Below are 24,980 nucleotides of genomic sequence, written 5' to 3'. Positions count from 1 at the left end.
GCGGCGCTCGACCGTGTCGCCGGTGTCGGTGCGGCACGGTAGACAAGACGCATGAGATGCCAGTTCGTGCCGCCGTACCTCCTCGACCGGCTCGCCGATGTCGGCCACGGCCACGCCGCCGACTGGTTCGGCCGCACCCGCGGGCTCGACGAGCGGCTGAGGGAGCGGCGCGCGACGACGTCACCGTCGGTCGCGCAGCCGCCCGACGCGGACGGGACCAAGACGATCTACAGCGCCGGGGGTGGGACGAGCCTGCCGGGCGACAAGGTCCGCGGTGACGCCGACCCGCCGACGGGAGACCAGGCGGTCGACGAAGCGTACGACAGCACCGGCATCGTGCACGAGCTGTTCTCCACCGTCTACGGACGCAGTGGCATCGATGACGCAGGCAGCACCGTCACCGTCACGGTCCACTTCGGGCGGGCCTACGACAACGCCTTCTGGGACGGTGACCAGCTGGTGTTCGGCGACGGGGACGGCGAGGTGTTCGAGCGGTTCACCAAACCGCCTGACGTGCTCTTCCACGAGTTCACCCACGGCGTCACGCAGTTCACCGCGGACCTGCGCTACTCGGGTCAGTCCGGTGCGCTCAACGAGTCGGTGTCCGACTGCTTCGCGGCCATGGCACTCCAGCGCCAGTTCGACCAGACCGCCGAGCAGGCCGACTGGTTGATCGGCGAGGGCCTCTTCAAGCCGAGCATCAACGCCGTCGCGCTCCGCTCGATGCGCGAGCCCGGCACGGCGTACGACGACCCGCTGCTGGGCAGGGACCCGCAGGTCGGGTCCATGCGCGACTACGTCGAGACCACGGCCGACAACGGTGGCGTGCACATCAACTCCGGCATCCCCAACAAGGCGTTCACCCTCGCGGCGCTGCGCCTGGGCGGCTACACGTGGGAGCGCACCGGGAGGATCTGGTACGCCGCGCTGACCGGGGACGCGGTCGGACGTGACAGCGGGTTCGGCGAGTTCGCTGCCGCGACGGTCGCCGCGGCGGGGGACCTCTACGGCGAGGAGGAGGCCGACGCCGTGAGCGCGGCGTGGGAGGAGGTCGGTGTCACCCCGGGTCTCGATGCCGCGGATGCGGGCGCTCCGGCCCGTCGCTCGGGGCGGATCGTGGTGTCGCGCACGGGCGGCTTCACCGGCGTGGTGCGCGAGGCCGCGGTCGACGCCGACGAGGGGCCTCTCGGGGCCGAAGTGGCGTCGATTCTCCAGCAGGTCAACTTCACGGCGCTGCCCATCCGCGACGCCGATCCGCGGGGCGCCGACCGGTTCACCTACACGTTCGCGTACGGCGACCAGCAGGTGACGGTCCCGGAGAGCGCGCTCACTCCCGAGCTCGAGCGGGTGGCCACGTTGGTTCTCGGCCGGTTGGCAGATACCCCCTAGGGGTATACTGTCGGTGGCATGAGCGGTCATCACCACGGGCCGGGGATGCCCACGGAACACGTGCACGGCAGACACGCAGGTCACGCCCACGACCCGGACATGGCGGGCCACGAGGGTCACGAGATGGCGGGCGAGGGGCACGCGGGCCACGGCGACCACGTCGGTCAGTTCCGTCGTCTGTTCTGGATCATGCTCGTCATCGCCGTGCCCGTCGTGGGCTTCTCCGGCATGTTCGCGGACATCGTCGGCTACGACCTTCCTGACGCGACCTGGGTCGGCTGGGTCTCTCCGCTGATCGGCACCGTGATGTACGCCTGGGGCGGCCAGCCGTTCCTGAGCGGCGCCGTGAGCGAGATCCGTGCACGCCAGCCGGGCATGATGCTGCTCATCGGGCTCGCGATCACCGTCGCGTTCGTGTCGTCGTGGGGTGCGAGTCTCGGGATCCTCCACCACCAGCTCGACTTCTGGTGGGAGCTCGCGCTGCTGATCGTCATCATGCTGCTCGGTCACTGGATCGAGATGCGCTCGCTCGCGCAGACGACCTCCGCGCTCGACTCGCTGGCGGCGCTCCTGCCGGACGAGGCAGAGCGTGTCGAGGGCGACCAGATCGTGACCGTCGCGCCATCCCGGTTGCGGGTCGGCGACCTGGTCGTCGTACGCCCCGGTGGCAGCGTCCCCGCGGACGGACGCATCGTGGAGGGCGCCGCCGACATCGATGAGTCGATGGTGACGGGGGAGTCGCGGCCGGTCCCGCGCGGCGTCGGGGATCCCGTGGTCGCGGGGACGGTTGCCACCGACTCCGGTCTGCGGATCGAGGTCACCGCCGTCGGCGACCAGACCGCGCTCGCGGGCATCCAACGGCTGGTCACCGAGGCGCAGAGCTCGTCGTCGCGAGCCCAACGCCTCGCCGACACCGCTGCCGCGTGGCTGTTCTGGTTCGCGCTGGGTGCTGCTCTGATCACGGCACTGGTGTGGTCACTGATCGGTGAGCCCGACAAGGCGGTCGTCCGCACCATCACGGTCCTGGTCATCGCCTGTCCGCACGCCCTCGGGCTCGCCATCCCGCTGGTCGTGTCCATCGCGACCGAGCGCGCGGCCCGCGGCGGCGTCCTCGTCAAGGACCGGCTCGCCCTCGAGAGCATGCGCACCGTCGACGCGGTGCTGTTCGACAAGACCGGCACCCTGACCAAGGGCGAGCCCACCGTGACGGCCGTCGAGACCACCGGCGGGCGCAGCCCGGACGAGGTGCTCGCGCTCGCCGCCGCGGCGGAGTCCGACAGCGAGCACCCGCTCGCGAGGGCGATCACGGCCGCTGCTCGCGCCCGGGGTCTGACGGTGGGCGTCTCGGGCGGGTTCAGCTCGTCGCCGGCCGTGGGCGTGACCGCGGTGGTCGACGGCAGGCGGGTGCAGGTCGGAGGGCCTGCGCTCCTCGAGCAGGAAGGCGGGCGCGAACTCGGTGTGGCCGAGGCGTGGCGGACGAAGGGCGCGATCATCCTCCACGTCCTCGTCGACGGGGAGGTGGCGGGTGCGCTCGCGCTCGCTGACGAGGTGCGCGAGGAGTCGAGGCAGGCCGTGGACGCCCTGCACGCGATCGGGGTGCAGGTCGTGATGATCACCGGTGACGCCGAGGCGGTGGCGCGGGCGGTCGCCGACGAGCTGGGCATCGACCGCGTCTACGCCGGTGTCCGCCCCGAGGACAAGGCTGCCAAGGTCTCCGAGCTGCAAGGAGAGGGACTCAAGGTCGCGATGGTCGGCGACGGCGTCAACGACGCACCGGCACTCGCCCAGGCCGACGTCGGGATCGTGATCGGCGCCGGCACCGACGTCGCGATCGCCTCTGCCGGCGTCATCCTGGCGAGCTCCGACCCGCGCTCGGTTCTCTCGGTGATCGCGCTGTCGCGGGCGACGTACCGCAAGATGAAGCAGAACCTCTGGTGGGCCGCGGGCTACAACCTGATCTCGGTGCCGCTCGCTGCGGGTGTCCTGGCGCCGGTCGGCTTCGTGCTCCCGATGTCGGTCGGAGCGATCCTGATGTCGGCGTCCACGGTGGTCGTCGCCCTCAACGCGCAGCTGCTCCGCCGCCTCGACCTCCGTCCCGACGTCGTCGGACGAGACGTCGCCTGAGACGACGATGCGTTCCGACCAGCGTGTGGTCGGAACGCATCGTCGCTCGGTACGAGCCGTACGGTCAGGCGGCCTGCGTCAGCGCCTCGCGTGCGGCCTTCTCGGCCTCGCGCTTCTCGCGACGCAGCGCCTTCGACTCCGGCGAGTTGCCGACCTTGTACGGGTCGGACGGCTTCTTGCCGAGAGCGGCGAGCTGACGGGCGACGCTGCCGATCTGCTTCGAGAGACGACCGGTGTTGTAGTGCAGGTTGTACTTCTCGACGAGTCGGCGCACGTCCTTCGCGACCTCGGGATAGCGGCGCGCCGGGATGTCGGGGAAGAGGTGGTGCTCGATCTGGTAGGACAGGTTGCCCGACATCACGTGGAAGAGCTTGGAGCCGGTGATGTTCGCCGAGCCGAGCAGCTGGCGGAGGTACCACTGGCCGCGCGTCTCGTTCTGGGCCTCCTCCTCGGTGAACGTCTCCACCTCGGCGGGGAAGTGCCCGCAGAAGATGATGATGAACGTCCACACGTTGCGGATGATGTTGGCGGCGACGTTGCCGCCGAGCACGGCCAGCGGGACCCACCAGGCGGTGAACGGCACGAGCGCGACCGAGGCGAGCGGGAAAGCGACGTAGTCCTTGACGACCTGACGACGCACCTTCTGAAGCGCACGCTTCTTGCGGGCGGTGAACTCAGCCTTGCTCATGCGGCCACCGAGGTACTCGTCCAGCTCGATGCCATGGTACATCACGCCCCACTCGAAGAAGAGCATGAGGAGCGACGCCAGCGGCAGGTTGAACCGGTGGCTCGGGTACCAGGGCTGCTCGTCGTCGATCCGGAACAGGTTGTAGCCGATGTCCCGGTCCATGCCGTGGATGTTGGTGTAGGTGTGGTGGATGTAGTTGTGGCCGTGCTTCCAGTCCTGGGCCGGCGCCACGTTGTCCCACTCGTACTTCTTGCCGTCGACGACCGGGTCGTTCATCCAGTCGTACTGGCCGTGCATCACGTTGTGCCCGATCTCCATGTTCTCGAGGATCTTGGAGATGCCCAGGCTCGCGATGCCGCCGACGAAGGCGGGCGGGAAGAACGGCATGAAGACGCCGACGCGGCCGACGACGTCGCACACGCGCTGTGCCTTGATCACGCGGCGGATGTAGTCGGCGTCCTTCTGGCCGAGGTCGTCCAGGACGCGCTGGCGCACCTTGTCGAGCTCCTTGCCGAACTCCTCGAGCTGCTCGTACGTCATCAGGTCCAGCCCGATGGTGGCGCGGGTCGAGGCGTCCTCGCCGACGAGGGGGACGGGCGCCTGGTTGTGGTTGCTGGCGCTGAGCGGCTCGATCGGGGCGCGCTTCTTGCGGTAGTGGGACATGGGTTACCTCTCAGAGGGCGACGTTGACGTCGCCGACGGGGACCTGGACGCAGATCTTGACGGTCTCGTCGGTGTTGGCGGTGACCTCGCCCGAGATGACATGGCGGACGGCACCGTGGTTCTTCTTGATGGCGCAGGTGTTGCAGACGCCCATGCGGCAGCCGAAGTCGGGCGTGAGCCCGGCCTTCTCGGCCTGCTCGAGGATGGTCGCGCCGGAGTTGGCGGCGTCGATGCCGCTGTCGTCGAAGGTGAGGGTCCCGGTCGCGTCTGCTGCGGAGAGATCGACCGTCGGGACCTTGAAGTATTCCTGGCGCAGCTGCGCTGCGGCGCCGATCTCGTCGTACGCGTCCCGCACCGACGCGATGAGCCCGGCAGGCCCGCACACGTAGGTGAGAGTGGTGGTGGGGTCGACGTCGAGATGCTTGAGATGGACGAGGTCGAACCGCCCGGTCAGCTCGGCGTCGGGCTCGGGGGCACGGGTGTAGACGCGGACCACGCGCACCGCGCCGTACGTGGCGGCGAGCTCGTCGAGCTCGGCGGAGAACATCTCGTCCTCGCGGCTGCGGGCGTAGTGGAGGAAGGTGACGCGCCCCGTGTGGCCGTCGTCGCGGAGCGTCCGCAGCATCGACATGACAGGTGTGATCCCGCTGCCGCCGGAGAGCAGCAGCAGGTCCTCTGGGACGGTCTCGGGCAGCACGAACTCGCCGGCGGCCTGAGACAGGTGCACGAGGGTCCCCGGGGCCAGCTCGTGATGCAGGTACTGGGAGACGTAGCCGTCCGGGTGCGCCTTGACGGAGACGCTGAAGAGCCCGTCCTTGCGGCGGGCTGAGCTGGAGACCGAGAAGACGCGCACGCGGCGCTTGCCGTCGACCTCCACGCCGAACTCGACGTGCTGCCCGGGCGCGAAGCCCTCCCAGACGCCGTTGGGTCGGAGCACGACCGTGCTGGCGACACCGGTCTCGTGGATCACCTCGACGACCCGGGCGCGGACGTGCTGCACCACAAGCATGGGGTGGATCTGGTCGAGATAGTGGTCGATGGTGTGGGGCGAGGTCAGGGCAGCGATCGGACGCGAGGCGAGCGCCTTGCGGACGATTCCCATGGGGCCTCCGAGGGTTCAGTGAACGGCCGTGCACCAACAACCTACGCAACCGTAGGTTGGTCGGCAACCCCGCTTGGCTGTGACGGCGGTCACGAGACTCCCCGGTCGCCCCTCGTTGCGGTCGCTCCACCATCGAGATCCGCGGGCGCGCACTACGCTGAGGCGCATGGAGTCGCAGTCGTACGTCATTGTTCTGTTCGGGGCGACGGGGGACCTGGCACGGCGCAAGCTGCTTCCAGGGTTGCTCCACCTCTGGCAGGCCGGCCTGCTCCAGGACGCCCGGATCGTCGGCACGTCGCTCGACGACATGGACCTCGACAAGTTCCGCACGCTGACGCGTGACGCGGTCGACGAGTTCAGCACGCCGGCACCCACCGACGAGGCATGGGCCGAGTTCGCCGGCATGCTCCGCTGGGCGCCTGGTGACGAGGGCGCAGACGGGCTTGCCGCCGTCGTTCGCAAGGCCGAGTCCGAGGTCAGCGGCGAGCCGCAGGTCCTGCACTACCTGAGCGTTCCGCCCAAGGCCGCGCTGTCGGTCGTGCACGAGATCGACGAGGCCGGCCTGGCGCCGCGCTCGCGGATCATCATGGAGAAGCCCTTCGGCACCGACCTCGCGTCGGCCCGGCGTCTGAACGCGGCGCTCCACGAGGTGTTCCGCGAGGACCAGATCTTTCGTATCGACCACTTCCTCGGCAAGGAGGCGGCGCAGAACATCCTGGCGTTCCGCTTCGCCAACGGCCTGTTCGAGCCGATCTGGAACCGCAACCACATCGAACACGTCCAGATCGACGTGCCGGAGACACTGGGGCTCGGTGGGCGGATCGGGTTCTACGAGGAGACCGGTGCCTACCGGGACATGGTCGTGACGCACCTCTTCCAGGTGCTCGGCTTCGTCGCCATGGAGCCGCCGACGGCACTCACCCCGCACGCGATCACCGAGGAGAAGAACAAGGTCTTCCGGTCGATGCTGCCCATCGAGCCCGCCGACGTCGTCCGCGGCCAGTACGCGGGCTACCGCGAGGAGCCGGCCGTGTCGGACGACTCCGAGACGGAGACGTTCATCGCGCTGCGGTGCTGGATCGACAACTGGCGGTGGGCGGGAGTGCCGTTCTACCTCCGTACGGGCAAGAAGCTCGCCGAAGGCGCGCGGATCATCTCGATCGCGTTCCGGGAGCCGCCCAAGAGCATGTTCCCCGAGGGGTCGGGTGTGGGTGCGCAGGGCCCGGACCACCTGACGTTCGACCTCGCGGACCGCGCGCGGCTGTCGCTGTCGTTCTACGGCAAGAAGCCCGGGCACGGCATGCGGATGGACAAGTACTCCATGCAGTTCTCGTTCCACGAGGACCCCGGCGCGGTGTCGGCCCTCGAGGCGTACGAGCGGCTCATCTACGACGCGATGCGCGGCGACCACACGCTGTTTACAACCGCCGACGGCATCGAGCAGCTGTGGGGTCTCTCGCAACAGCTCATCGACCACCCGTCGCCGGTCAGGGTCTACCCGCCGGGCTCGTGGGGGCCGAACGCGATCCACCAGCTGATCGCGCCGAACGCCTGGCGGTTGCCGTTCGAGCGCCCGTGGCGGGAGCACAAGGATGAGCCGCACGACGATGGGCACACGGAGACGCCGCGCTGACGGCCCGCTCGGAGGTCAGGAATGAAGAAGCGACGGGAGCTCGCTCGCCGCTAGCGTGGCGGCCATGGACACCGCCCGCCACCCCGCTCCTCCTCCCCAGGCCGACTCCGACCACGCGGCGGACCGCCACGACCTGATCCGCGTGCAGGGCGCGCGCGAGAACAACCTCAAGGACGTGAGCGTCGAGATCCCCAAGCGCCGGCTCACGGCGTTCACCGGGGTCTCCGGCTCCGGCAAGAGCTCGTTGGTCTTCGCCACGATCGCCGCGGAGTCTCAGCGGATGATCAACGAGACGTACTCGGCGTTCGTCCAGGGCTTCATGCCGTCGCTCGCGCGTCCCGAGGTTGACCACCTCGAGGGGCTCACCACGGCGATCATCGTCGACCAGGAGCGCATGGGGGCGAACCCGCGCTCCACGGTCGGTACCGCCACCGACGCCAACGCGATGCTGCGGATCCTCTTCAGCCGCCTCGGCACCCCGCACATCGGGCCGCCGACGGCCTTCGCGTTCAACGTCCCGACCCGTACGGCGAGCGGCGTGATGAAGACCGAGAAGGGCGGGAAGGAGGAGAAGACGGTCGTCCGCGGCGCGGTCTACCAGGGCGGCATGTGTGCGCGCTGCGAGGGGATGGGAGTGACCAGCGACTTCGACCTGACCGCGTTGTACGACGAGTCGAAGAGTCTCGAGGAGGGCGCGCTGACCGTCCCGGGATACAGCATGGACGGCTGGTACGGACGCATCTTCAGCGGCGCCGGCATCCCGATGGACAAGCCGGTCGCGAAATTCACCAAGAAGGAGCTCCAGCAGCTCCTCTACGCGGAGCCGACCAAGATCAAGGTCGAGGGCATCAACCTCACGTACGAGGGCCTGATCCCCAAGATCCAGAAGTCGATGCTCTCGAAGGACGTCGACGCCATGCAGCCGCACGTGCGTCGATTCGTGGAGCGCGCGATCACGTTCACGACCTGCCCCGACTGCGACGGCACCCGGCTGAGCAAGGAGGCGCTCTCCTCGACGATCCGGGGAAAGAACATCGCCGACCTCTGCCGGATGCAGATCAGCGACCTCGCGGCGTGGATGCGTGAGCTCGACGAGCCGGGAGTCGCCCCCCTCGTCCGCGGCCTCCAGCACCTGCTCGTCGCGTTCCAGGAGATCGGCCTGGGATACCTGAGCCTCGAGCGTCCCGCCGGCACGCTGTCGGGCGGCGAGGCGCAGCGGACCAAGATGATCCGCCACCTCGGCTCGTCCCTCACCGACGTCACGTACGTCTTCGACGAGCCCACCATCGGGCTCCACCCGCACGACATCGAGCGGATGAACCAGCTGCTCCTCCAGCTGCGCGACAAGGGCAACACCGTCCTCGTCGTCGAGCACAAGCCGGAGACGATCGCGATCGCCGACCACGTGATCGATCTCGGTCCCGGCGCGGGGACCAACGGCGGCACGATCTGCTACGAGGGCACGATCGAAGGGCTCCGGGAGAGCGACACGACCACCGGGCGCCACCTCGACGACCGCGCGAGGCTCAAGGAGGAGGTCCGCACGTCCACCGCGGCGCTCGAGATCCGTGGCGCGTCGATGCACAACCTGCAAGACGTGGACGTCGACGTGCCGCTGGGCGTGCTGTGCGTCGTCACCGGCGTCGCCGGCTCGGGCAAGAGCTCGCTGATCCACGGCTCGATCGCCGAGCGCGACGGCGTGGTCGTCGTCGACCAGGGCGCCATCAAGGGTTCGCGACGCAGCAACCCCGCGACGTACACGGGTCTGCTGGAGCCGATCCGTAAGGCCTTCGCCAAGGCCAACGGCGTGAAGCCGGCACTGTTCAGCTCCAACTCGGAGGGTGCGTGCCCGGCCTGCAAGGGCGCAGGAGTGATCTTCACCGAGCTCGGGGTGATGGCGACCGTCGAGTCGACCTGCGAGGAGTGCGAGGGCCGGCGCTTCCAGGGATCGGTCCTCGAGTACACCTTCGGTGGCCGCAACATCGCCGAGGTGCTGGCGATGTCGGTGACCGATGCCGAGGCGTTCTTCAGCGACGGTGACGCACGGACACCGGCTGCGCACAAGATCCTCCACCGGCTGGTCGACGTCGGGCTCGGCTACCTCAGCCTCGGGCAGCCGCTGACGACCCTGTCGGGCGGAGAGCGGCAACGGCTCAAGCTGGCGGCGCAGATGGCCGAGAAGGGGGACGTCTACGTCCTCGACGAGCCGACCACCGGTCTCCACCTCGCCGACGTCGAGCAGCTGCTCGCGCTGCTCGACCGGCTGGTGGACTCCGGGAGGTCGGTGGTGGTCATCGAGCACCACCAGGCCGTGATGGCCCACGCGGACTGGATCATCGATCTCGGTCCGGGAGCAGGCCACGACGGAGGCAGGGTCGTCTTCGAGGGCACCCCCGCTGATCTCGTCGCCGACCGGTCGACCCTCACCGGCAAGCACCTCGCGGACTACGTGGGCGCCTGAGCGCAGACTCGGTGGGCGTCAGAGCCAGCGGTCCTCGACCATCCTGACGCCTTCGGTGCGAGCCAGGCCCAGGCGGCGAAGCTCGCTGACGTAGGCGTCGGCCGCCGCGGCAGCGGCACGTGAGACGTCGGCTGTCATCACCGACGTACGGACGAACGTCCCGCGGCGCCCCAGCGTCTCGACGACGCCTTCGGCCTCCAGTGCGCGGTAGGCCTTCGCCACGGTGTTCACCGCGAGGCCGAGATCGTGGGCGAGCGCACGCACCGTCGGGATACGTGCCCCCGGACCCAGCGTGCCGTCGGCTGCCTGCGACGCGATCTGGCGGCGTACCTGCTCGTACGGGGGTTCACCCACGTCGGGATCAATGACGATGCGCACGTCGGCGCCTCCTTAGCTCGCAGTGACCCCCCTTGTCAAGAGTAGGCCGCCACTGGTGAACAGTGGGTGAGCTTGTTCCAGTACGCCCGGCGCGATCATGTCCGTCGGCCCCCGTAGGCTGGGGAGCACGATGAGCCTCCCGTTTCCCGTGCCCTCAGACCGCCTGCCGGGCGGCTCGCGACCCGGCGACGCCCGTACGACCCCCGCTCTCGGCAGCCCTGGCGGAGGCGGCCACGACGGTCCGAGCGACGAGGAGATCGAGGCGCGCCGCGCGGCGAAGGCAGACGCGCTGCTCGAGGGGCTCAACGACCCGCAGCGCGCGGCCGTCACCCACGCGGGTGGCCCGCTCCTGGTCGTCGCCGGCGCAGGCTCGGGCAAGACCCGCGTCCTGACGCGGCGCATCGCCTGGATGATCTCGCAGCACCACGTCCACCCGGGGTCGATCCTCGCGATCACCTTCACCAACAAGGCTGCTGCCGAGATGCGCGAGCGCGTCGCCGACCTCGTCGGCGGGCGCGCGCGGCTGATGTGGGTGTCGACGTTCCACTCGGCCTGCGTACGCATCCTCCGCAAGGAGGCCCAGCGCTTCGGCTACTCGTCGACGTTCACGATCTACGACGCGGCCGACTCCAAGCGCCTCATGACCCAGGTCTGCCGAGACCTCGAGCTCGACCCCAAGCGGTTCCCGCCGCGTGGAGTGCTCAACTGGGTCTCCAACCTCAAGAACGAGCTCGTCGACCACGAGCAGGCGTCATCCAAGGCGCACAACGACACCGAGCGCGCCTACGCCACGGCCTACGTGGCCTACCAAGAGCGTCTACGGGCGTCCAACGCCATGGACTTCGACGACCTCATCATGACCACGGTGCACCTGTTCCAGGCGTTCCCCGACGTCGCCGACGTCTATCGGCGCCGGTTCCGTCATGTGCTCGTCGACGAGTACCAGGACACCAACCACGCCCAGTACGTCCTCATCCGCGAGCTGTGCACCGAGCCCGACTCCGACCTGCTGGTGGTGGGCGACTCCGATCAGTCGATCTACGCCTTCCGCGGGGCCAACATCCGCAACATCCTCGAGTTCGAGGCCGACTTCCCGACAGCGACGACGATCATGCTCGAGCAGAACTACCGCTCGACGCAGTCGATCCTCGACGCGGCCAATGCCGTCATCTCCCGCAACGAGGGCCGCAAGAAAAAGAACCTGTGGTCCGCGCAGGGCAAGGGCGAGGCCATCATCGGCTACGTCGCCGACGACGAGCACGCCGAGGCGCAGTTCGTCGCCGACGAGGTGGACAGGCTGACCGACGAAGGGCTGGCCAAGCCCAGCGATGTCGCCGTCTTCTATCGGACCAACGCACAGTCGCGCGTGTTCGAGGAGGTCTTCATCCGCGTCGGCCTGCCCTACCGGGTCGTCGGCGGGGTGCGCTTCTACGAGCGCAAGGAGATCAAGGACGCGATCGCCTACCTCCGGGTGCTGGTCAACCCGGCCGACACGGTCTCGCTGCGTCGCATCCTCAACACCCCCAAGCGCGGCATCGGAGACCGAGCAGAGGCCGTGGTCGGGGCGTATGCCGACCGTCTCCGCATCACGTTCTGGGAGGCGTTGCAGCGTGCGGAGGAGGCACCCGGCATCGCGACGCGGTCGCTCAAGCAGATCGCCGGCTTCGTCGAGACGATCACCGGCCTGCAGGAGATGGCGGCGTCGGGCGAGCCGGTCGACGTGGTTCTCGAGGCGACGCTGGCCCGCTCCGGCTACCTCGATGAGCTCGAGAACAGCACCGATCCGCAGGACGAGGCTCGCGTCGAGAACCTCTCGGAGCTGGTGGCCGTCGCGCGCGAGTTCGTCTCCGACGCCGCGACGCTCACCGCCGATGCGGGAGACGGTGACGCAGAGACCGCCGACGATGACGTCCTGCAGCCGGGTTCCGTGGCCGCGTTCCTCGAGCGCGTCTCGCTCGTCGCCGACGCCGACTCGATCCCGGACTCCGGCGACGGCATGGTCACCTTGATGACGCTGCACACGGCCAAGGGGCTGGAGTTCCCTGTCGTGTTCCTGACCGGGCTCGAGGAGTCGATCTTCCCGCACATGCGGTCGTTGGGTGATCCCAAGGAGCTCGAAGAGGAGCGCCGGATCGCCTACGTCGGGCTCACCCGGGCCGAGCAGCGGCTCTACGTCACCCGGGCGCTCGTACGCTCCGCCTGGGGCGCGCCCTCGCACAACCCGCCGTCGCGCTTCCTCGACGAGATCCCCGAGGACCTCGTCGACTGGAAGCGCACCCAGGCCGACACGACCACGTGGTCCGGCGGCTACCTGCCGCGCCGGACCTCCGCGGCCCCGTTGCGTTCGGCGACGGCTGACAAGGCGAGCAAGGCCAAGCGTGACGTTCCGAACCTGTCGCCGGGCGACCGTGTCTCACACGACACGTTCGGTCTGGGGACGGTGGTGGCGGTGGAGGGCGCCGGCGACCGTGCCGTGGCGTCGGTCGACTTCGGGTCCGAGGGCGTCAAGCGGCTCCTGCTCCGCTACGCCCCCGTCGAGAAGATCTGACCCCGGGTCACCTTCTGGCGCTCGCGGGTCACTTCCTGCCGCCCGCGGGTCACTTTCTGGCACTCGCGGGTCACTCCCCGCTGCCCGCGGGTCACTTTCTCGACTCCGTGGGTCACTTTCTGGCACCCGGCCCCGCCCGCCGTACCGATCGGGGAGGTGACCCCGCCAGTGGTAGGGCGAGTGACCCGCGAGGCCTAGAGGGTGACCCGCGAGCGATCAGAGAGTGACCCGCGAAGGCCAGACACTGACCCGCGAGGGCCAGGGGTGACCCGCGGGCGCCAGGGAGTGACCCGCGAGCGCGAGAAGGTGACCCGCGAGGGCCAGGGGATGACCCGCGACGGGTTAGGGGAAGACGTTGTGTTCGCGCAGGGCGGTCATCGGGTCGACCGGCGTGTCCGGGGTGGGCCGGACCTCGAGGTGGAGGTGCGGGCCTGTCACGTTGCCGGTCGAGCCGACATAGCCGATCACGTTGCCCGGCGCGACCGAGTCGCCCACGCTGGCCTTGACCGACGACTGGTGGCAGTACCAGATCTGGGTGCCGTCCTCGAGGGTCAGCACGGTCTTGTTGCCGTACGCCCCGTCGAAGCCGGTGCTGGTCACCGTGCCGCGGGCGATCGCGACCAGCGGCGTGCCTGAGGGGGCCGCGAAGTCGAGCCCGGTGTGGGTCGTCGACCAGAGCGAGCTGGACTGGCCGAAGCGTGCGGTCAGGCGGTAGCCCGTCAGCGGGAGGACCCACTGCTTCTTCTTGATCTCCTGCGAGCGGGCCTCTGTCTTGTCGGCCAGCTGCGAGAGAGCGGTGCTGCGCTGAGCGGCCTGCTGCTCCGCCTGCTTGGCGATCAACGCCCGGTCGAAGTCACGGGTCACGTCGACGTTGTTGGGGTCGTACCGCTTGGCGGCCGCGCCACCCGAGACGTCGGCGGACAGCGCCTTGAAGTCGGCGGTCTCCATGACCGGCGGCTTGGCCGACGACATGGCCACCGCGCCGAAACCGGCAACCACCAGGGCGGCGGCACCGATCACAGCCGGCGTCGGGAGCCCGGGGAAGCGACGGGTGCGCGTGTGGGCGGAGCGGGAGCCAGGAGGAGTGGCACGGCGAGCGGTGCGCATCTCGCCGGAGCGTCGCTCGGTGATCGTGGTGTGCTCGGAGACCGCATCGATCGTGGCCGTGGACTCGGCCGGGATCGGGGGGAGCTCTGCGGCGCGCTTGCCGCGGTAGGACGACGCAGTAGTGGAGCCGGTCGGGGCGCTCTCACGCGGGGCGCTCTCACGCGGGGCGCTCTGCGCGACCTCGGGCTCGGAACGCCGGGCCCGGCGGCCCGGTGCGGAAGGTTGGTCACGCGCGGGGGGCGTCGCGGACGAGCCGGCAGAGGAGTCGATCGCGCTCGGGAGCTGAGGAAGCGCAGGCTGCGGGCGGCTGACCTCCGCCTGGGAGGCGACCTCGGTGCGGACCGCGGTGATCTCGGTCCGGATGAGCGTGGTCTCGACGGCCGACGCGGGAAGCGGCGTCGGGTGGATCTGGGGAGATCGCGTCGCCTCGCCGGCGGGGGAGGCCGTACGGCCTGCGACCCTGCGTCCGCTCGTGGCGGCGGAGGCGTTGGGGGTGGTGGAGTCTGACGGTCGCGAGATGCCCCTCTTGGGCTTCTCGGCGCGGCGCTTGGGCGCGGGGCGCGACGTCACGTACTCAACCTCCACTGTGGACTGCCTGGATGTTGACCCTAACGGAAGCGCCCCCGTTACCGAAGAGTGACAACCGGACCACTGTCCTGCATCTTGGGCGACTGGTCAAGGTCAGCCTCTGGATCCCTGTCGTGGCGGGGGAGGGACGGCCCGTCTATGACCTCGATCTCAGTTCGTGCCGGGCGCTGCCGACACCGTCTCCCGCACCGTGGAGGCGACCGCCTCCGGCCGGGTCCAGGGCACCCAGTGACCGGCGCTGACCTCGTGCCGGGACAGGTGCCGTACGTAGTGCGACAGCCCGTCGTACAAGGACGGCGAGAGGAAGTCGTCCTCAACCGGGATCACCAGCGTCACCGGGATGTCCGTCGGCTCGGGGAGCGGTGACGACGCCGACCGGAAGGCGTTGGCGCGATAGAGGTTGAGCCCGTTGGCCGCCGTCGTCCCGAACGAGTCCGGCCAGTGGTCCTCCTCGAGCCCTTGCGAGCGCGCCAGTGCCTGTCGCACTCGATCTGGTGCCGCGCGTACGACGAGCTCGGGGATGACGGGCACCTGGAACGCGAGGATGTAGGACGACTTCGCGAGCTGTCCCGCGAGGCGCCGCCAGCGGTGTTCGCGCGCGGAGGTACGGAGGTACGCGCCGTACAGCCGCAGGTCCGGCCCGCTGATGGACACGAACGACGCGATCCGTCCGCGAAGTCGGGGGTCGTCGCCCGCGGCGAACACCGCGGCCCACAGCTGCACCGAGCCCCAGTCGTGACCGACGAGATGCACGGCGCCGCCGTCGGGGCGGACGGCGTCGAGGACGGCGACGAGGTCGTCGACCAGCCGCTCCACCCGATAACCCGCTCGGGCGCTCGGTGCCGAGGACTCTCCGGCGCCGCGGGCGTCGTAGGTCACGACGTCGTGATCGTCGAGCAGGGGCATCACCCGGTCCCAGACGTGGTGGTCGTCGGGGTAGCCGTGCGAGAGGACGACGGTGGGTCCCGTACGGGTGCCCGACCGGTGCACGGCGAGCGTCACGCCTGCAGAAGGCACACTGAGAGGAGCGCTGTCACCTGCCATGCGCGGATCCTAGTCCGCGCACCCCGTCCGGTTGTGACGAGGCTCACGGGGCTAAAGTCGCGAAGGTTGTACGGCAGCGCACCTGTACCAAAAGGACGGCATCACCGTGGATCTGATGGAGTACCAAGCGAAGGAGCTCTTCGCCAAGCATGGGGTTCCCGTGACGCTCGGCGTCGTGGCGAACACCCCTGAAGAGGCGCGCAAGGGCGCCGAAGACCTGGGTGGCGCAGTCGTCGTCAAGGCCCAGGTCAAGGCCGGTGGCCGCGGAAAGGCCGGCGGCGTCAAGCTCGCCAAGACGCCGCAGGAGGCCTTCGACCGCGCCAGCGACATCCTCGGCATGGAGATCAAGGGCCTGACGGTCAACCGTGTCCTGGTCGCGCCCGCCGCCAGCATCGAGGACGAGTACTACTTCTCCTTCCTGCTCGACCGCGCCAACCGGCAGTACCTCTGCATCGCGTCGGTCGAGGGTGGTGTCGAGATCGAAGAGGTCGCGAAGACCAACCCCGACGCCGTCAAGCAGATCCCGATCGACCCGGGCACCGGCGTCGACGAGGCGACGGCCCGCGCGATCGCGACCGAGGCAGCCTTCCCCGAGCCGATCTTCGAGCAGGCCGTGACGCTGATCGAGGCGCTGTGGAAGGTCTTCGTCGAGGAGGACGCCACTCTGGTCGAGGTCAACCCGCTCGCGCGTCTGGCCGGCGACAAGCTCGAGGCGCTCGACGGCAAGGTCTCGCTCGACGACAACGCGGACTTCCGCCACCCCGATCACGAGACCTTCGTCGACAAGAGCGCGGAGAACCCGCTCGAGGCCAAGGCCAAGGCGCTCAACCTCAACTACGTCAAGCTCGACGGCCAGGTGGGGATCATCGGCAACGGTGCGGGCCTGGTCATGTCGACCCTGGACGTCGTCGCGTACGCCGGTGAGAAGCACGGCGGCGTGAAGCCCGCGAACTTCCTCGACATCGGCGGCGGCGCGAACGCCGAGGTGATGGCGAACGGTCTCGACGTGATCCTCGGCGACCCCGACGTCCGGTCGGTGTTCGTCAACGTCTTCGGCGGCATCACCGCCTGTGACGAGGTCGCCAACGGCATCGTGGGTGCACTCGATCTGCTCGGCGACGCGGCGACCAAGCCGCTCGTCGTCCGCCTCGACGGCAACAACGTCGAGCTCGGTCGGCAGATCCTCGACCAGCGCAACCACCCGCTGGTCACCCTGGTCGACACCATGGACGGCGCGGCCGACAAGGCCGCCGAGCTGGCGAACGCCTGAGAGGGGTCGAGGACATGTCGATCTACCTGAACAAAGACTCCAAGATCATCGTCCAGGGCATCACCGGCGGGATGGGTGCCAAGCACACCGCGCTGATGATCGACGCCGGGTCGAACATCGTCGGAGGTGTGAACGCCCGCAAGGCGGGCACCACGGTGACCCACAAGAAGGGCGGCGCTGAGGTCGAGCTGCCCGTCTTCGGGACCGTCAAGGAGGCGATGGCCGAGACCGGCGCCGACGTGTCGGTCGTGTTCGTGCCGCCGGCCTTCACCAAGGACGCCTGCGTCGAGGCGATCGACGCGGGCATCGGTCTGCTGGTCGTCATCACCGAGGGTGTGCCGGTCCAGGACACGGCCGAGGTCTGGTCGTACCTCGAGGGCAAGCAGACTCGGATGATCGGGCCGAACTGCCCGGGCATCATCACGCCGGGCGAGTCGCTGGCCGGCATCACTCCGCACACGATCGCGGGCAAGGGCCCGGTCGGCCTCGTGTCGAAGTCGGGCACGCTGACGTACCAGATGATGTACGAGCTGTCGGACCACGGCTTCTCGACCGCCATCGGCATCGGCGGCGACCCGATCGTCGGGACGACGCACATCGACGCGCTCGAGGCGTTCGAGAACGACCCCGAGACCCTGGCGATCGTGATGATCGGCGAGATCGGTGGCGACGCCGAGGAGCGGGCCGCGGCGTACATCAAGGAGCACGTCACCAAGCCGGTCGTCGGCTACGTGGCAGGCTTCACTGCCCCGGAGGGCAAGACGATGGGCCACGCCGGCGCCATCGTCTCGGGCTCCTCGGGCACCGCCGAGGCCAAGAAGGAGGCCCTCGAGGCCGCCGGTGTCAAGGTCGGCAAGACGCCGTCCGAGACCGCCGAGCTCATGCGCGAGATCCTCAAGGCTCTCTGACGCAGGCCCGACGGCCGCGCCAGCGCGGCACGTACGAGGCGCCCCGACCGGGTTTCTGGTCGGGGCGCCTCTGCGTACGGCATCACGTGTGGTCCGGGCCCTCGGCGTTCCACTCGCCGCCCTGGAGGACGTCGTCGAGGGTGGACCGGAAGTTCGGGCACGAGGTGATGTCGTGCGCCCGGCACTCCAGCGCGTGGGCGGTCATCTCGCGGGACCGGACCATCTCGGCCATCCGCCGGTCCAGGTCGGCGATGTGCGCCTCGAGGACGCTGTGCCGTCCGGCCCACTGCGCGTCCAGGAGTACTCGGATCTGGTCGAGGGACATGCCCGCGGCCTTGCTGCGGAGGATGACGGCGACACGGACGACGTCGCTGTCGTCATAACGGCGTCTGCCGCCCGCGTCTCGGCCTGGCGCGAGCAGGCCGACCGACTCCCAGTGCCGGAGGACGTTCGTCGGGAGGTCGAACCTGGCCGCCAGGTCGCCCACGGACCAGGTCACTTCGTCGGAGGTTGACTTCATGTTGACATGAAGTCACATGCTGGGTACCTCAATCAACCCAGAGCATGAGAGGACACCATGACCATCGCACCGGACAAGACCTACGACGCCGTCGTGATCGGCGGAGGCCCGGCAGGACTCCAGGCCGCGTTGACGTTGGGCAGGATGCGGCGTGACGTGGTCGCGTTCGACTCCAGCGAGTACCGCAACGCCTCGGCGCGGCACATGCACAACGCCGTCACCCGCGACGGGACCTCGCCCGAGGACTTCCGTACGGCGGCTCGCGCGGAGCTCGCCGCGTACGACACGGTGGAGACGTGCGAGGCGAAGGTGACGGAAGTCGTCCCCGAGGGAGATGTCTTTAGCGTTCGCGTGGATGCCGCGCCCGACGGTGGTTCGCTGCGCGTGCGCGCGAAGAACGTCATCCTCGCCACCGGGCTGCGTGACACGCTGCCCGACACCCCAGGGCTGGCGGAGCTGTGGGGCGACATCGTCGCCCAGTGCCCCTACTGCCACGGGTACGAGCTCAAGGAGCGCCACGTCGCCATCCTCGGAAGCGGTCCCCACGCAGGCCGTGTGAGCATGCTGCTCGCGCGGATCGCCGACCGCATCACGGTGCTCGCCGACGGCGAGGACCTCGAGGGGGAGACCCGTGAGCTCCTCGCGAGGAACGGGGTGCACGTGCGGGAGGAGCCGATCTCCGGCGTCCAGCGTCGCGGCGACGGGGCGGTGGTGTCGTTCGCCGACGGGCCGGCCGAGGAGATCGGCGGGATGTTCGTCACCACGGGTTCCTTCGCCCAGGCCGCGCCGTTCGCTGAGCAGCTGGGCCTGGCCATGCTGCCGTCGGGCTGCATCCGGACCGACGAGCTGGGTCGCACGAGTCGCGACGGGATCTATGCCGCCGGTGACCTCGCGCACCTCGCCTCGTTGCCGATGCCGCTGGCCTCGGTCGTCACGGCCATCTCGGCGGGACTGCTGGCCGCCACGGCTGTCGACCAGGATCTCGTGGACGCGGCCATCGCCGACCCCGTGCCCGCCATGGCCTAGCGGGGACGCGGCTCGACGCCGGTCAGCGCCAGTGGGCGAGGCGCTGGCCGGCGCGATCGGCAATCTGGGAGAACTGCCCGGCGCTCAGGTCGGCCCGCTTGTTGCCCGACTGCGCGACCTCGGTGACCGTGGCGCCCCGGACGACGAGCGCGAGGCGATAGCTGATCACCGACTTGCGGCCGGTCTCGAACGACATCCGCCAGGTCTTGCCGGTGTAGCCGGCGCCACGGATCGGCTTGCCGGCGGAGATCGTGGCCGCCTGGTTGCGGTCCTCGCACTTCGCGATGCGCTTCTCGAGGCTCTTGACGAAGGCGCGTGCTCGAGCCGGCGTCCGGAAGGTGGCGATCGACTGGCCGATACCGAAGGTTCGCGGCGCAGCCTTGTCGTTCGGGACGACGTACATCCGACCACGCGCCTTGACGACGCCGCGCGTGAGGAAGTTGGCGCGGTCGCACATGGTGGCGGCGGGGTTGTCGCTGGGTGCCTTGGGCTCGGTGCCCGCCCACGGCTGCGACTGGGCACCCACCGGAGGCAGGTCGACGGCGGCGAGGAAGCCGGGGTTGGACGACGTCCGGGGGAGCGGTGCCCCGACGACCTTCGTCGACGTCGTGCAGGGACCGCCCGACGCGGCGCACGCGAGCCGCATGCCCTCGACGAGCGTCTGGCCGAACGCCGCCATCGACGGAGCGGCCGAGCCGTCGGCGCGGTGCATCAGCATCGTGTTGACGACGCCGGTCTGCATCAGACCGATGGTGAGCGTCCTGGTGGGAGACGTGAGCTCCTGGAGCCGCAGGATCGTCACCGGCGACGCCGCCCCGGCCACGGTCGCGCTGCTGGAGGTGATCTGGACCCGCGGCACCGCGCAGTCGGCGTACCACTGGAGCCGACGCTTGAACGCCTGCTGCGCACCTTGGGTGTCGCGCGCGACCTCGAGGACGTGCACCGCCTGCTCCGGCTGGCCGTACGCCTCGAACTCACGGAGATAGGTCTTGGCGGGCCGGTCGGTGGCGAAGCGTCGCGGGGCGCAGGAGGTCAGCGGGTCGTCACTCGTGTCACGGACGTCCTCGCCGGCGGGCTCCGCCGAGGCTTCACCCTCGTCGTCCACCGCCGACTCGTCCGCGACCGTCGTGACCGTGGTCCAGTCGCGCTTGGGGTTGATCCGGCCGACCTCGATCGCGTTGAGCAGCGAGCGCGCGGTGACCGCGTCACCGGGTCGCGCCGGCTCGACCATGCGCTCGCCGACGCGGTTGCGCTCCTGCGCGTGGGCGGGGCTCAGCGGAGCGGTCGGTGCGACGGCGAACCCGGCGGCCACCACCGCCGCGGTCGCCGCCGCGACGGAGCCGAGGGTGCGGCGGCGGCTGCGCTTGCGCGCCTTGCCGCGGATGCTGGCGGGGCGTTGGAGGGGGATGCGCTCGGAGATCTCCGACAGTCCGAGGAGACGGCTCTCGACCTGCCCGATGCTCTGGCCCAGGGCCTGCTCGAGCTCGGTGACCGCCTGCTGGGTCTCGGTGACGGCGTCAGCGTCGGTCATCGCGAGGTCACGGGCGGCGGAGGACAGGTCGAGCTCGCCCAGGGTCTGGAGGATGATGAGCCGGCGGGTGCGGTTGCCGAGTCCCTGCAGCGCCTCGATCAGGGCGACGTCGCTGTCGTCCTCGTTCCGGCGGCGCCACGGCCGGGTGCCGCGGGCCACGCGTGCGTGGCGGAACGCCTCGCCGCGCACGAACGCGAGAGGGTCGCGGGTCCGCTGCTTGCCCCAGCTCTGCCACGCCTTCCCGTACGCCTCGGCGACCGCCTCTTCGGTGAGCGTGCGGTCACCGCTCTCGGCGTACGTGAGGTGGGTCACGTAGCGGCTGGTGGAGTCGTAGAAGGTGTCGAACTCTTCCACCTTCGGCATGACTCGGATCTCCCAACGTCGGGGTGAGGTGCTCGGTCTTTTGGGCGGTCCCCCTGGCAGCGCGTCCGGCGTGCCTCCGTCCCGGCGACCCAGGCTACAGGGACGATGGTGATGATGACCGAGACCTTGAGATCAGCACCGGGCCCTGTTCGTGGACGCCTCGTCAGCGTCGGGCGGCCTGGTTGGGCGGCCGGCGCGACCGGCGCCCTCCTCGCCGCCGCCATCGGCCTCCTGCTCTGCGGTGGCCTGACCGTCGTGGTCTGGCTCTCCGGCGAGGGAGGGACGGCCGGAGGAGCGCTGCGCGGCGGCGCGATCGGCTGGCTCGCCGCCCACGGGACGGGCGTCGCGGTCGGGAGCACGGTGATCAACGCGATCCCTCTGGGCCTCCTCGCCCTCGTCGTGGTGCTCCTGCACGGCGCGGTGTCGCGGCTCGCCGCCGCGTACGGGGTGTCGTCCTCGGTGCGGGAGGCGGTGATCGCCGGCCTGGCGTGCGGGACGGCGTACGCGGTGGTGCTCGTCCTCGTGGCGTGGTGGTCGGCCTTGGCGGCGGTGCAGGTCGAGCCGCTGCGGGCCGCGTTCGCGGGCTTCCTCCTGGGCGCGCTGTGCGGGACGACCGGGTGTGCCCAGGGGACGGGAGTCGCCCGTCGCCAGTACCTGGCGCTGCCCGTGCTCGGGCGGGCTGCGCTGCGGGGCGCGATGCTCGGGGCCGCCGTGGTGCTCGCCGTGGCGGCGCTGCTCGTCATCGGCGGCCTCGTGGTGCGCCTCGATGCCGCGGGCGCACTCTGGAGCGGCTTGAACCCTGGTGTCCTCGGCGGCGTAGGGCTGCTCCTCGTGTGTGTGCTCGTCCTGCCCAACCTCGTCCTGTGGAACGCCGCTGCCCTCCTCGGCCCCGGGTATGCCGTGGGTACGGGCACCTCGGTGACGCTCACCTCCAGCGGTCTGGGAGCCGTTCCCGCCCTGCCGGTCCTGGCTGCGCTGCCGCCGGTCGGTCCGCGTCCGGCATGGCTGGTGGTCCTCGCCGTGGTGCCCCTGCTGGCCGGTGCGGTCGCCGGATACTCCACCGTGGCCCCGCGACCGGACGGGGCGAGGGTAGGCACCCTTCGTACAGTCCTCACCGCGGGTGCCGGGTCGGGTGCGCTCGCCGGCTCGGCCGTCGCGGTCGGCCTGCTCCTGTCCGGCGGCGCCATCGGACCAGGACGGCTGGGCCACACCGGTCCCGACGTCGGCCTCGCGGTGCCGCTGTCGATCGTCGTCCTCGCCGTGGGTGGCGCGGTCGGCGCGGCCGCGGCGCACTATCGTGGGCGCCGTGGAGCAGACGACGCCGCCTCCGCGGTCCCAGACACGCCGGACTCCACCCCCGTCGACTGACCGTCCGGCACGGCTCGTCGTGCTGGTCTCCGGGTCCGGCAGCAACCTGCAGGCCCTGATCGACGCATCCCGCGACCCGGCCTACGGTGCCGAGGTCGTCGCGGTGGGCGCCGACCGCGACGGGATCGAAGGGCTCGCCCGCGCGGAGCGTGCCGGTGCGGCCACGTTCGTCCACCGGCTCCGCGACCACGAGGACCGGGCTGCCTGGGACGCCGCCCTGACCGCGAGCGTGGCTTCGTACGAGCCTGACCTCGTCGTGTCGGCGGGCTTCCTCAAGCTGGTGGGCGCGCAGTTCCTCGCCGCCTTCGCCGATCGCTACGTCAACACCCACAACTCGCTGCTGCCGAGCTTCGTGGGGATCCACGGACCGCGCGACGCCCTCGCGTACGGGGTCAAGGTCGCGGGCGCCACCCTGTTCTTCGTCGACGACGGCGTCGACACCGGGCCGATCATCGCCCAGGTCGCCGTCCCGGTCCTCGACGAGGACACCGAAGACACGCTCACCGAGCGGATCAAGGAAGCAGAGCGTCGTCAGCTCGTCGACGCCGTCGGAGCGATGGTCCGCGGAGGCTGGACCATCGCCGGAAGAAAGGTCACCATCGGATGAGCGATGACGCGTACGGCGCACGTCAGGACGACGGCAGGCGCGCGATCAAGCGGGCCCTGATCTCGGTCTATGACAAGACGGGGCTCGAGGCGCTCGCCAGCAGCCTCCATGCCGAGGGGGTCGAGATCGTCTCGACCGGGTCGACGGCCGAGCGCATCGCCGAGGCAGGCGTGCCGGTGAGGCGGGTCGAAGAGGTGACCGGCTTCCCCGAGACCCTCGACGGCCGGGTCAAGACGCTGCACCCGCGCCTCCACGCGGGAATCCTCGCCGACCTCCGGCTCGACAGCCACGTCGAGCAGCTCACCGACCTCGAGATCGAGCCGTTCGACCTGGTGGTCAGCAACCTCTACCCCTTCCGGCAGACGGTGGCCTCGGGCGCCGCGCCTGACGACGTGGTGGAGCAGATCGACATCGGCGGCCCGTCGATGGTCCGCGCGGCGGCCAAGAACCACCCGTCGGTCGCCGTCGTGGTCGATCCGCGACGCTACGACGCCCTGCTCGACGCCGTCCGCGGCGGGGGGTTCACGCTGGCCCAGCGCGCGCGGCTGGCCGCCGAGGCGTTCACCCACACCGCGTCGTACGACATCGCGGTCGCGTCGTGGTTCGAGAACGTCTACGCGCCGCAGCCCGAGCAGCAGTTCCCGGCGTGGATCGGTGGCGACTGGGGGCTCTCGACGGTGCTGCGCTACGGCGAGAACCCGCACCAGGCTGCGGCGCTCTATCACGGTGAGCGGCCGGGGATCGCGAACGCGACCCAGCTCCACGGCAAGGAGATGTCCTACAACAACTACGTCGACGCCGATGCGGCGCGCAGGGCCGCGAACGACTTCGACGAGCCCGCGGTCGCGATCATCAAGCACGCCAACCCGTGTGGCATCGCGGTCGGCGACGACGTGCTCGACGCGTACACGAAGGCCCACGCGACCGACCCCCTGTCCGCGTACGGGGGCGTGATCGCGGCGAACCGGCCGGTGACGGTCGAGATGGCCGAGAAGGTCGCCGAGGTGTTCACCGAGGTCATCGTGGCGCCCGAGTTCGAGCCGCGCGCGGTCGAGGTGCTGACCCGCAAGAAGAACATCCGCATCCTGGTCGCCCCGCTGGACGAGCACGCTCAGCGGATCGAGCTGCGTCTGATCTCGGGCGGTGCGCTGATGCAGGCCCGCGACCACGTCGACGCACCCGGCGACGACCCGGCGGCCTGGACCCTCGTCGCGGGTGAGCCCGCCGACGACGCGACGCTCGCCGACCTGGCGTTCGCGTGGAAGGCGTGCCGCACGGTGAAGTCCAACGCCATCCTGCTCGCGAAGGACCGTGCGGCCGTCGGCGTCGGGATGGGCCAGGTGAACCGTGTCGACTCCTGCAGGCTCGCCGTCGAGCGCGCCGGTGAGCAGCGGGCGAGCGGCGCGGTCGCTGCTTCGGATGCGTTCTTCCCGTTCGCGGACGGGCTGCAGGTCCTCATCGACGGCGGGGTCCGTGCGGTGGTGCAGCCAGGCGGCTCGGTCCGTGACGAGGAGGTGGTCGCGGCGGCGAACGCCGCCGGGATCACCATGTACGTCACCGGGTCGCGTCACTTCTTCCACTGACGCGTCGGGCCGTGCGTCAGAGCGCGTACGGCCCGACTCCGAGGGTTCCGAGGCGAGGGGGCCCGCACGAAGTCTTGCA

Annotated in this window: 18 protein-coding genes; 11 read left to right on the top strand and 7 right to left on the bottom strand. The window is 70.1% G+C overall.

What is annotated here, in order from left to right; translation table 11 throughout:
• The first annotated feature begins 51 nt into the window (after positions 1-51).
• Positions 52-1,389, top strand: coding sequence for a protealysin inhibitor emfourin (locus tag KV100_RS06150; protein ID WP_220341985.1), 1,338 nt, complete (start codon positions 52-54; stop codon positions 1,387-1,389).
• 18 nt (positions 1,390-1,407) lie between these two features.
• A complete protein-coding gene (locus KV100_RS06145; RefSeq protein WP_220341984.1) occupies positions 1,408-3,513 on the top strand; it encodes a heavy metal translocating P-type ATPase in 2,106 nt (701 codons plus the stop codon).
• 64 nt (positions 3,514-3,577) lie between these two features.
• Here KV100_RS06145 and KV100_RS06140 read toward each other — a convergent pair whose 3' ends face one another.
• Positions 3,578-4,864 carry a fatty acid desaturase gene (locus KV100_RS06140; RefSeq protein WP_220341983.1) on the bottom strand — a complete coding sequence of 429 codons (1,287 nt, stop codon included), beginning with the start codon at positions 4,862-4,864 and terminating at the stop codon, positions 3,578-3,580.
• Between the two features lie 10 nt (positions 4,865-4,874).
• Positions 4,875-5,966 (bottom strand): ferredoxin reductase, encoded by a 1,092-nt coding sequence (locus KV100_RS06135; protein WP_220341982.1) that lies wholly within the window; start codon positions 5,964-5,966, stop codon positions 4,875-4,877.
• 166 nt (positions 5,967-6,132) lie between these two features.
• Between KV100_RS06135 and zwf the strand changes: the two genes are divergently transcribed.
• Positions 6,133-7,599, top strand: a complete 1,467-nt coding sequence (gene zwf, locus KV100_RS06130; RefSeq protein WP_220341981.1) for a glucose-6-phosphate dehydrogenase — start codon at positions 6,133-6,135, stop codon at positions 7,597-7,599.
• Between the two features lie 64 nt (positions 7,600-7,663).
• Positions 7,664-10,060, top strand: a complete 2,397-nt coding sequence (locus KV100_RS06125; RefSeq protein ID WP_220341980.1) for an excinuclease ABC subunit UvrA — start codon at positions 7,664-7,666, stop codon at positions 10,058-10,060.
• Positions 10,061-10,078: 18 nt separating this feature from the next.
• On the opposite strand, the gene KV100_RS06120 is transcribed toward KV100_RS06125, so the two are convergent.
• Entirely contained in the window at positions 10,079-10,438 is a 360-nt protein-coding gene (locus KV100_RS06120; protein ID WP_220341979.1) for a GntR family transcriptional regulator, read from the bottom strand.
• Between the two features lie 130 nt (positions 10,439-10,568).
• Here KV100_RS06120 and pcrA point away from each other — a divergent pair, with 130 nt between their 5' ends.
• The gene (pcrA, locus tag KV100_RS06115; protein ID WP_220341978.1) at positions 10,569-12,986 is read left to right on the top strand and encodes a DNA helicase PcrA; all 2,418 of its coding nucleotides are present in this window, start codon (positions 10,569-10,571) and stop codon (positions 12,984-12,986) included.
• Between the two features lie 342 nt (positions 12,987-13,328).
• On the opposite strand, the gene KV100_RS20075 is transcribed toward pcrA, so the two are convergent.
• Together KV100_RS20075 and KV100_RS06105 are read right to left on the bottom strand one after the other, a co-directional pair.
• Complete coding sequence (locus tag KV100_RS20075) at positions 13,329-14,663, bottom strand: M23 family metallopeptidase (RefSeq protein ID WP_220341977.1); 1,335 nt, start codon at positions 14,661-14,663, stop codon at positions 13,329-13,331.
• A gap of 168 nt (positions 14,664-14,831) precedes the next feature.
• Positions 14,832-15,725 (bottom strand): alpha/beta fold hydrolase, encoded by an 894-nt coding sequence (locus KV100_RS06105; protein WP_220341976.1) that lies wholly within the window; start codon positions 15,723-15,725, stop codon positions 14,832-14,834.
• A gap of 106 nt (positions 15,726-15,831) precedes the next feature.
• Between KV100_RS06105 and sucC the strand changes: the two genes are divergently transcribed.
• Positions 15,832-16,995 carry an ADP-forming succinate--CoA ligase subunit beta gene (gene sucC, locus KV100_RS06100; RefSeq protein ID WP_220341975.1) on the top strand — a complete coding sequence of 388 codons (1,164 nt, stop codon included), beginning with the start codon at positions 15,832-15,834 and terminating at the stop codon, positions 16,993-16,995.
• 14 nt (positions 16,996-17,009) lie between these two features.
• Positions 17,010-17,903, top strand: coding sequence for a succinate--CoA ligase subunit alpha (gene sucD / locus KV100_RS06095; RefSeq protein WP_220341974.1), 894 nt, complete (start codon positions 17,010-17,012; stop codon positions 17,901-17,903).
• A gap of 82 nt (positions 17,904-17,985) precedes the next feature.
• Here sucD and KV100_RS06090 read toward each other — a convergent pair whose 3' ends face one another.
• Positions 17,986-18,423: a MerR family transcriptional regulator gene (locus tag KV100_RS06090; protein WP_220341973.1), complete on the bottom strand. Its 438-nt coding sequence runs from the start codon at positions 18,421-18,423 to the stop codon at positions 17,986-17,988.
• 57 nt (positions 18,424-18,480) lie between these two features.
• On the opposite strand from KV100_RS06090, the gene KV100_RS06085 reads away from it, so the two are divergent.
• Entirely contained in the window at positions 18,481-19,449 is a 969-nt protein-coding gene (locus KV100_RS06085; protein ID WP_220341972.1) for an NAD(P)/FAD-dependent oxidoreductase, read from the top strand.
• A 22-nt stretch (positions 19,450-19,471) separates the two neighbouring features.
• Here KV100_RS06085 and KV100_RS06080 read toward each other — a convergent pair whose 3' ends face one another.
• Positions 19,472-21,343: a sensor domain-containing protein gene (locus KV100_RS06080; protein ID WP_220341971.1), complete on the bottom strand. Its 1,872-nt coding sequence runs from the start codon at positions 21,341-21,343 to the stop codon at positions 19,472-19,474.
• 114 nt (positions 21,344-21,457) lie between these two features.
• Between KV100_RS06080 and KV100_RS06075 the strand changes: the two genes are divergently transcribed.
• Genes KV100_RS06075 through purH form a run of 3 tightly spaced genes read left to right on the top strand, consistent with a single transcriptional unit; the run spans position 21,458 to position 24,901 of the window.
• A complete protein-coding gene (locus KV100_RS06075) occupies positions 21,458-22,711 on the top strand; it encodes a DUF6350 family protein (RefSeq protein WP_220341970.1) in 1,254 nt (417 codons plus the stop codon).
• A gap of 19 nt (positions 22,712-22,730) precedes the next feature.
• Positions 22,731-23,318 carry a phosphoribosylglycinamide formyltransferase gene (purN, locus tag KV100_RS06070; protein ID WP_220341969.1) on the top strand — a complete coding sequence of 196 codons (588 nt, stop codon included), beginning with the start codon at positions 22,731-22,733 and terminating at the stop codon, positions 23,316-23,318.
• Positions 23,315-24,901, top strand: a complete 1,587-nt coding sequence (gene purH, locus KV100_RS06065; RefSeq protein WP_220341968.1) for a bifunctional phosphoribosylaminoimidazolecarboxamide formyltransferase/IMP cyclohydrolase — start codon at positions 23,315-23,317, stop codon at positions 24,899-24,901. The genes purN and purH overlap by 4 nt, the downstream gene beginning before the upstream one ends.
• Positions 24,902-24,980: the final 79 nt, after the last annotated feature.

It is taken from the genome of Mumia sp. zg.B21, assembly GCF_019550855.1.
GTDB lineage: Bacteria > Actinomycetota > Actinomycetes > Propionibacteriales > Nocardioidaceae > Mumia.
The sequence above is the reverse complement of the archived record's forward strand: the minus strand, read 5'-3'. Positions and strand labels throughout refer to the sequence as shown.